The sequence below is a fragment of the Monashia sp. HAY1-5C genome (assembly GCF_056755255.1).
Genome location: NZ_JBPGXG010000908.1, coordinates 1 through 229, shown reverse-complemented (window position 1 = coordinate 229; position 229 = coordinate 1). Strand labels below are relative to the sequence as shown.

1 protein-coding gene is annotated in these 229 nt (G+C 59.4%); it reads left to right on the top strand.

Translation table 11 applies throughout. The annotated features are described in order from the left end of the window. Positions 1-229 (top strand): hypothetical protein (locus ACR9ZK_RS23920; protein ID WP_481344382.1); only part of this gene is annotated, 229 nt, incomplete at both ends.

Genomic DNA, 229 nt, shown 5'->3' with positions numbered 1-229 from the left:
CAGCAGGCCAAACGGGACGGACTTCTGACCGCTGATTCGAAGGCCATTCCCTTGATCGTTCGCACGGGCACGTCCCTGGACCTGAAGCACTCGGTGAAGATCGAGGAACTGGACTCCAACGGGAACGTGGTCAAGGACGTAGGAACCGTCACCAAGTCCTTGGACAAGGACTACCTGCCGTTCGTTTCGAAGTCTCCGTTCGCGCTGCAGTGGCCCGGATCCACTGACC